We start from the raw sequence: 8,731 nt of genomic DNA on the forward strand, positions 1-8,731 counted from the left end.
GGAGGACTCTGGCACGTCTGGGGGGTTTGGGGGATCGCACCCGCTCACCATACGAGCAGTCCTCACCATCACCACGTATCCCTCACCTTCGCGTTCCCCGGCGCGGCGGGCCGACCGGGGACGACAATGGACCGAATGGAGGCGGCCGGGCTGCGGATGGGCAGTGCCGCCGGGCGGGGCACGCTCGCCGCGGCGGTGCTGGCTTCAGGCATGGCCTTCCTCGACTCCACCGTGGTCAACGTGGCATTGCCGACGCTCGGGCGGGAGCTGGGCGCGAGCCTGGCACAGCTGCAGTGGGTGATCAACGGGTACACCCTGACGCTGGCCTCGTTCGTGCTGCTCGGTGGAGCGCTCGGGGACCGCCTCGGGCGGCGTCGGATATTCGTCACCGGGGTCGTCTGGTTCACCCTGGCCTCGCTGGTGTGCGGCATCGCGCCGAACGTGGAGACGCTGATCGCGGCGCGGGTGGTGCAGGGCATGGGCGGGGCGCTGCTGGCGCCCGGCTCGCTCGCCCTGCTGCAGTCGTCGTTCCGGGAGCAGGACCGGGCGCGCGCCATCGGCGCCTGGTCCGGCCTGGCCGGCACGACCACCGCGCTCGGCCCGTTCGTCGGCGGAGTGCTCATCGACCAGGCTTCCTGGCGCTGGATCTTCCTGATCAACCTGCCGCTGGCGGCGGCCGTCATCTGGCTGAGCAAGGCGTACGTCCCGGAGAGCCGGAACAGCGCGTCGACGCAGCACTTCGACGTGGCCGGAGCGCTGCTCGGCGCGACCGCGCTGGGCGGTGTCACCTACGCCCTGATCGCCTGGCCGGAGCGCGGGTTCGTCTCGGTGCCGGTGCTGGGCGGATTCGCGGTCGGCCTGGCCGCGGCGATCGCTTTCCTGCTGGTGGAACGGGCCCGGGCGATGGGCGCGATGATGCCGCTGCGGCTGTTCAGCTCACGGGTGTTCTCCGTGCTCAACCTCTACACGGTGCTGACCTACGGCGCGTTCGGCGGCTTCTTCTTCCTGCTCGTCATCTACCTGCAGACCGGGCTCGGCTACGACGCGCTGGAGGCGGGCCTGGCCACGCTGCCGATGACGCTGCTGATGCTGCTCGGCTCGGAGCTGTCCGGCGCGGCGGCCACGAAGTTCGGCCCGAAGTTGCAGCTGACGGTCGGCCCGCTGTGCTGCGCGGTCGGCGTGCTGCTGATCCGCGAGATCACTCCCGGGGTGAACTACTGGACCGGGATCCTGCCCGGCGTGCTCGCCTACGGGGTCGGGCTGACGCTGCTCGTCGCGCCGCTGACCGCCTCGGTGCTGTCGGCCGTCGAGGTGCGCTTCGCCGGGGTCGCCAGCGGCGTCAACAACACCGCCGCACGGGCCGGTTCGCTGCTCGCCGTGGCGGCGCTGCCGCTGGTGGTGGGCCTGTCGGGTGAGGAGTACGAGAATGGGCCCGCCCTGGGCTCGGCGTTCTACGACGCCGGGATGTGGTGCGCCGGGGCGATGGTCGTCGCCGCCGTGCTGGCGCTGTTCGTCTGCGGCAAGGTCCGCCTGGACCGCCCCGACCGCCCACCCCCCGCCGAGCACCTCCCCCAGGTCCTCCAACGCGGCCGCTGCCCCTGACCCGGTGAAAGGAAGGGCACCTTCTTAACGCTCCGCGTTGTAGAAGGTGCCCTTCCTTCGCTTTCGGGGTCAGTGGCGGTTGACGGCGCTGGCCACGGCCTTCAGGGAGGCGGTGACGATGTTGGCGTCGACGCCGACGCCCCAGCGGGTCTCGCCGTCCACGTCGCACTCGACGTACGCGGCGGCCTGGGCGTCGCCGCCGGAGGTCAGCGCGTGCTCGGCGTAGTCCAGCACCCGCACGCTCACCCCGTGGTCGCTCAGCGCATGGATGAACGCGTCGATCGGGCCGTTGCCGACACCGGTCAGGCGACAGGCGCCGCCGTCCAGATCGGCCTCCGCGACCAGCTCCACCTTGCCGTCGACGGTGGCCACCGAGTACGAGCGCACCGCCAGGCGGCGGTCGGTCAGGTACTCGTCGGCGAACGCGGCGTACATCTCGGCGGGCGTGACCTCGCCACCGGCGTCGTCGGTGCGGCGCTGGATGACGCCCGAGAACTCGATCTGCAGGCGGCGCGGCAGGTCCAGCTGGTGCTCGGACTTCATGATGTACGCGACCCCGCCCTTGCCGGACTGCGAGTTCACCCGGATCACGGCCTCGTACGAGCGCCCCAGGTCCTTCGGGTCGATCGGCAGGTACGGCACCGCCCACTCGAACTGCTCGACCGGCACCCCGGCCTTGCCGGCCTTGCGGGCGTGCGCGTCCAGGCCCTTCTTGATCGCGTCCTGGTGCGAGCCGGAGAACGCCGTGTAGACCAGGTCCCCGGCGTACGGGTGGCGCTCGTGCACGGGCAGCTGGTTGCAGTACTCCACGGCGCGCTTGATCTCGTCGATGCCGGAGAAGTCGATCTGCGGGTCGATGCCCTGGCTGAACAGGTTCAGGCCCAGCGTGACCAGGTCGACGTTGCCGGTGCGCTCGCCGTTGCCGAACAGGCAGCCCTCGATCCGGTCCGCGCCGGCCAGCAGGCCCAGCTCGGCGGCGGCGACACCGGTGCCCCGGTCGTTGTGCGGGTGCAGGCTCAGGATGACCGAGTCGCGGCGCGGCAGGCGGCGGTCCATCCACTCGATCGAGTCGGCGTACACGTTCGGCGACGCCATCTCGACCGTGGCGGGCAGGTTGATGATCAGCGGGCGGTCCGGCGTCGGGTCGATGACCTCGATGACCGCCGAGCACACCTCCAGCGCGTACTCCAGCTCGGTGCCGGTGTAGGACTCGGGGGAGTACTCGTACCGGATCTCGGTGTCCGGGGTGATGATCTCGGCGTACTTCTGGCACATCCGCGCGCCGTCCGTCGCGATCGCGGTGATGCCGTCCTTGTCCAGGCCGAACACCACCTCGCGCTGCAGCGTGGAGGTCGAGTTGTAGAAGTGCACGATCGCCCGCTTCGCACCGCGCAGGCTCTCGAAGGTCCGCTCGATCAGGTGCTCGCGGCACTGGACCAGCACCTGGATGGTCACGTCGTCCGGAATCAGCTGCTCGGAGATGAGCTGCCGCACGAACGAGAAGTCGGTCTCGCTGGCCGCCGGGAAACCGACCTCGATCTCCTTGTATCCCATCCGCACCAGCAACTCGAACATCCGGCGCTTGCGGTCGGGGGACATCGGGTCGATCAGGGCCTGGTTGCCGTCGCGCAGGTCCACCGCGCACCACTGCGGGGCGGCCGTGACGCGGCGGGTCGGCCAGGCGCGGTCCGGCACCTCTACCTGGAACTGTTCGTGGTAGCCGCGGTAACGCTGGTACGGCATCTTGCTGGGGCGCTGAGCAGCAGCAGACATGGTTCCCATGCTCCTAGACATCATGTGTTTCGCGCGTGGTCCGGCGGCGGATTGTGCCCAAGGGAACATCGGCCGCTATCAAGATTCGTTGAACCGGCAACTTCTGCGGTCAACCAGAAACGTGGAGGGACCAGCGGGCGAGCGCACGTCGCTACTCCGCGACGAGGTGCCGGTCGGTCAGACCTCGTCGCGGCGGCGAAGCAGGAGGCTCACGCAGCACATGATGTGGGCCACTGTACGCTCATAGATCGCCGTCCGGGCTCGATGTCCACAAAATGGGACGCCGTGTCCCGTCAGGCAGGCACGGGAGTCGGCACGCTGGGCACTTGCTCCCGGGACCGGGCCGCGAGCCGGGACGCCGGACCGATCAGCAGAGCCGCGCCGAGGAACAGTCCCGCGATGGCGAACCAGCCCCAGCCCCCCGAGGTCACCGCCAATGCGATCAGCGACGCCGGGGCGATCATGGACTGGGCGGAGCCGCCCATCCGGAACGCGCCGATGTACTCCCCGCGCCGGTCGGCCGGCGGCAGCTCGGCCATGAACGTCCAGGCCCCGGCCGACTGCCACAGCTCCGCCATGGTCAGCAGGATCGTCGCCAGCACCAGCAGCACCATGGTCCAGACGCCGCTGGTGGCCCCGGTGAGCAGGTAGACGGGGCAGCCCAGCGCGGCGACCAGGCCCGCCCGGCGCGAGGCCGCAGCCGCCCCGCCGACGGTGTGCGCCCCCTTGGTCACCGCGACCTGAAGCGTCGTGGCCATGAGCGTGTTGGTCACCGTCATCACGCCGAGCCACCACTTCGGCGCGTCGGTCCGGTGCAGCAGCCACAGCGGGGCCACCTCCATCAACACGGTCATGTAGCAGGTCAGCACGGCGCAGACCGCGGTGACGGCGAGGAAGGGCCGGTCTGCGAACACCGCGCCGACCCGCCGCCGGGCGGTCGCGGTCGCGGTCCGCGTCACTTGCGGTAGGCGGCTGATGAAGTACGCGTTCGCGAGCAGCAGCGTGCTGTTGAGCAGGACCAGCGTGTAGTACGCCGGGACGGTGTCGATCGCCAGCGCGAGCGCGGCGAGCCCGGCTCCCAGCGACCAGCCCACGTTCAACCAGGAGCGGGAGAACGCCTGCGTGCGCACCCGCGTCTCCGGCTCGAGTGCCTCGATCAGGTACACGTTGCGCCCGGCCTGCCCGACCGTGGCGACCAGTTCCAGGCAGGCGATGACGAGCAGGAAGCTCCAGAAGCCCCGGGCGAACGGCCACGCCGCGAAGAGCAGGCCCTGGGCCACGACCCCGCCGGTCCACATCCGGTGCGCGCCGAACCGGTCGGTCAGCGCGCTCAGCGGCACGGCGGTGACCAGCGCGATCGCGGCCGCCAGCGACAGCCCGATGCCGATCTCGTGCGGCCGCAGGCCGACCACCCGGGTGAAGAAGACGGCGCTGCCGGTGAGGAAGGTGCCCGCGCCGACGCCGAAGAGCAGGTTCTGGGTGGCGAGTCGGCGGGGGAGTCCGGGCGGCGGGATGAGGTTGTCGCGTAAGGCCATGGCACCGATTTCAGCCTGATGCGGCCGGGTTTCTCCAGCCGATATCCACCATCCGGCGCTTTCCTTCACCCGATCCACACAACCGGGCGCGCGGGACGGCGGGCCGCGGCCGGATCTGCTAAGGGCCTGGCCCGCGACGCAGGGCTCCGGGTCAGGCCTTCGGCGAGGGCGAAGCGGTCGTGCTGGCGGACGGCTTCGGCGACGGGGGCGCGTTCAGCGGCAGCGGGTTGCCGGGCACGACCGGGCCGGGCAGCTGCACCGACGGCGGAGCCAGCCCCGGAGTGCCCTCCAGCAGCAGCGTGCCGAAGGCGACCTTGGCCGCGGTGAGCGTGCCGTCGGTCTCGTAGCAGTAGATGCCCGCGTCCATCGGCAGCGTCATGCTGGCCGCGGACGACTCCACCGAGTAGCACTTGCCGCGGGCGCCGGGCAGCGGGGCGACCTCGGCGACGGCGATCGCGAGCCGACGGTCGGTGAGCATGTTCTGCCAGTCCGTGATCAGGTGCTGGATCTTCAGGTCGGCCTTCGCGGGCAGCGCCCCGTTGATCTTCACGCACCCCGAGTACGGGTGGTTGCCCGCCGCCAGCGCGCACTGGTGCAGGGTGTTCGCCGCGAAGACCAGCGCGATGTCCACCGCGCCGCCGTGCGCCCCGCCGGGCACGTCGATGCGCCAGGTGCCGTCGACGGCCCGGGTGACCACCACGCGGCGGTCGGGGCGCTTCGGGCTCTTGAAGGTGTACATCGCCACCTGGCGCAGATCCTTGGCGGCGGCCGCGCGGGCGGCGAGCTGCGCTCGCGCCCCGGCGGGCTCGGGGAGCGCGGTGGAGACCGGGGCGGCCGACGTCGGCGTGGTCTCCGGCGTGTCGCCGCCGCAGGCGGAGACCGACCAGCAGGCGGCGATGAGACAGAGGGAGAGGAGAGCCCGGCGCACGCGCCCATTCTCAACCCAACGTGCGTCATCTCCGGCGTGACGCGCCCCGGTCTACACAAGATCGCCGAATGATCAGGCAACCCGCGGTCTGTGGCGCGCGTCACAAGCGTTAAATCCTGCGGCGGCGATGCGGGGGAGGCGGGCGACTGCGCGGCGACGGGAGCCGTACGAAAGAGGATCTCGGACTTTCCCGGGCGGCGCTGCCCGACAGCTGGGATCGACCGGCGAACAGCGGCGGGACCCGCCGCTAAGCTGAAGCGTCTTTAGTCCCTGAGGTGGAGAGGAGCCGTGCAACCGTGGCCCTCGTCGTGCAGAAGTACGGCGGCTCGTCAGTCGCCAACGCTGAGCGGATCAAGCGGGTCGCCGAGCGCATCGTCGCGACGCGGAAGGCCGGCAACGACGTCTGCGTGGTCGTCTCCGCGATGGGCGACACGACCGACGAGCTGATCGACCTGGCGCACCAGGTCAGTCCGCTGCCCCCGGGTCGCGAGTTCGACATGCTGCTCACCGCGGGCGAGCGCATCTCGATGGCGCTGCTCGCCATGGCGATCCACAACCTCGGCTACGAGGCGCGCTCGTACACCGGGTCGCAGGCCGGCGTCATCACCACGTCGGTGCACGGCAAGGCGCGCATCATCGACGTCACCCCGGGCCGCCTGCGCGGCGCGCTCGACGAGGGCGCGATCGTGATCGTGGCCGGCTTCCAGGGCGTCGCCCAGGACACCAAGGACATCACCACGCTCGGCCGCGGCGGCTCGGACACGACCGCGGTGGCGCTGGCCGCCGCGCTGAAGGCCGACGTCTGCGAGATCTACACCGACGTGGACGGCGTGTACACCGCCGACCCGCGCATCGTGCCCAACGCCGCCAAGGTCGACCAGATCACCTATGAGGAGATGCTGGAGCTGGCCGCGTCCGGGGCCAAGATCCTGCACCTGCGCAGCGTGGAGTACGCCCGCCGGTTCGGGCTGCCGATCCACGTCCGCTCGTCGTACTCGAACAACACCGGCACCCTGGTGACGGGATCAATGGAGGACCTTTCCGTGGAGCAGGCACTCATCACCGGCGTCGCGCACGACCGGAACGAAGCGAAGATCACCATCGTCTCCGTGCCGGACGAGCCGGGCGAGGCCGCGTCGATCTTCCGGACGCTGGCCGACGCCGAGATCAACATCGACATGATCGTGCAGAACGTCTCCACCGAGGCCTCCGGCCGCACCGACATCTCCTTCACGCTGCCCAAGGACGACGGCCCCACCGCGATGGCCGCCCTACAGAAGATCCAGGAGCGGGTCGGCTTCAAGGGCCTGCTCTACGACGACCACATCGGCAAGATCTCCCTGGTCGGCGCGGGCATGCGGTCCAACCCGGGCGTCACCGCCACCTTCTGCGAGGCGCTGGCCCGCGCGGGCGTCAACATCGAGATCATCTCCACCTCGGAGATCCGCATCTCGGTGGTCTGCCGCGACACCGACCTCGACGCCGCCGTGCGCGCCGTGCACGACGCCTTCGAACTCGGCGGCGACGAAGAGGCCGTGGTGTACGCCGGGACCGGCCGGTAGCGCGATGAACCCGCGAAACAAGCCAACCGGCGGCCGCACCTGGAGCGAGGAGAAGGCATGAGCCACAAACTGCCCACCCTCGCCGTCGTCGGGGCCACCGGCGCCGTCGGCACGGTGATGCTCGACATCCTCAGCAACCGCCGCAACGTGTGGGGCGACATCCGGCTGGTCGCGTCCGCGCGCTCGGCCGGCCGCCGCCTGCTCGTACGCGGCCAGGAGGTCGAGGTCGTCGCGCTGACCGAGGAAGCCTTCGACGGCGTCGACGTCGCCATGTTCGACGTGCCCGACGAGGTCTCCGCCTACTGGGCGCCCATCGCGGCGGCCCGGGGCGCGGTCGCGGTCGACAACTCCGGCGCTTTCCGGATGGACCCCGACGTGCCCCTGGTCGTCCCCGAGATCAACCCGGCGCAGATCCGCAACCGGCCCAAGGGCATCATCGCCAACGCCAACTGCACCACCCTGGCGATGATCGTGGCGATCGCCCCGCTGCACAACGCGTACGGCCTCAAGGAGCTGGTGCTGGCCTCGTACCAGGCCGTGTCCGGGGCGGGGCAGATCGGGGTGGACACCCTGCACGACCAGATCGCCAAGGTCGCGGGGGACCGGGTGCTCGGCACCCGGCCCGGCAACGTGCGGCACGCCGTCGGCGACGACCTGGGGCCGTTCGCGGCGCCGGTCGCGTTGAACGTGGTGCCGTTCGCGGGGTCGCTCAAGGACGGCGGCTGGTCCAGCGAAGAGCTGAAGATGCGCAACGAGTCCCGCAAGATCCTGGGGCTGCCGGATCTGAAGGTCAGCGCGACGTGCGTGCGGGTGCCGGTGGTCACTGGGCACTCGGTCGCGGTGCACGCGGTCTTCGGGTCGGAGGTCGACGCCATCGGGGCCCGTGAGGTGCTGCAGGGCGCGCCTGGGGTGATCGTGGTGGACGATCCGGCGGCGGGGGAGTTCCCCATGCCCATCGACGCCGTCGGCACCGACCCGTCGTGGGTCGGCCGGATCCGCCGCTCCGTCGACGACCCCCGTGCCCTCGACTTCTTCGTGACCGGCGACAACCTCCGCAAGGGCGCTGCCCTCAACACCGCCCAGATCGCCGAACTCCTCGCCGCCGACCTCTCCCGCTAGTTGTTTAAGGAAGGGCACCTTCTTAACGCTCCGCGTTGAAGAAGGTGCCCTTCTTGACGTCTGACATGCGTTGAGCTGTGCCAACGCAGCAGCGCACCGCGTGGCGGTCCGGGGCGGCGCTCGCGGGCGGGTGGCGATTCTCGGATCTAGAAGAGTTGTGGGGGGGGCCCCCGGGACCCCAAAGAATGGTTACGCCCGTTTAAGGGGGGGCC

The 8,731-nt window shown here is 70.6% G+C and carries 6 protein-coding genes; 3 read left to right on the forward strand and 3 right to left on the reverse strand.

Annotated elements, in window-relative coordinates; genetic code table 11:
- Positions 1-126 precede the first annotated feature (126 nt).
- Positions 127-1,602, forward strand: a complete 1,476-nt coding sequence (locus AB0B66_RS06595) for an MFS transporter (protein ID WP_360523845.1) — start codon at positions 127-129, stop codon at positions 1,600-1,602.
- Positions 1,603-1,671: 69 nt separating this feature from the next.
- Here AB0B66_RS06595 and leuA read toward each other — a convergent pair whose 3' ends face one another.
- The 3 genes from leuA to AB0B66_RS06610 form a co-directional block, all read right to left on the reverse strand.
- Positions 1,672-3,375 carry a 2-isopropylmalate synthase gene (leuA, locus tag AB0B66_RS06600; protein WP_360523848.1) on the reverse strand — a complete coding sequence of 568 codons (1,704 nt, stop codon included), beginning with the start codon at positions 3,373-3,375 and terminating at the stop codon, positions 1,672-1,674.
- A 293-nt stretch (positions 3,376-3,668) separates the two neighbouring features.
- A complete protein-coding gene (locus AB0B66_RS06605; protein WP_360523851.1) occupies positions 3,669-4,910 on the reverse strand; it encodes an MFS transporter in 1,242 nt (413 codons plus the stop codon).
- Positions 4,911-5,061: 151 nt separating this feature from the next.
- The gene (locus AB0B66_RS06610; protein ID WP_360523854.1) at positions 5,062-5,838 is read right to left on the reverse strand and encodes a hypothetical protein; all 777 of its coding nucleotides are present in this window, start codon (positions 5,836-5,838) and stop codon (positions 5,062-5,064) included.
- A 296-nt stretch (positions 5,839-6,134) separates the two neighbouring features.
- On the opposite strand from AB0B66_RS06610, the gene AB0B66_RS06615 reads away from it, so the two are divergent.
- Entirely contained in the window at positions 6,135-7,400 is a 1,266-nt protein-coding gene (locus AB0B66_RS06615; RefSeq protein ID WP_360523857.1) for an aspartate kinase, read from the forward strand.
- Between the two features lie 57 nt (positions 7,401-7,457).
- Positions 7,458-8,519, forward strand: coding sequence for an aspartate-semialdehyde dehydrogenase (locus AB0B66_RS06620; RefSeq protein ID WP_360523860.1), 1,062 nt, complete (start codon positions 7,458-7,460; stop codon positions 8,517-8,519).
- The last annotated feature ends 212 nt before the right edge of the window (positions 8,520-8,731 follow it).

It is taken from the genome of Catellatospora sp. NPDC049111 (assembly GCF_040648615.1).
Lineage (GTDB): Bacteria > Actinomycetota > Actinomycetes > Mycobacteriales > Micromonosporaceae > Catellatospora > Catellatospora aurea.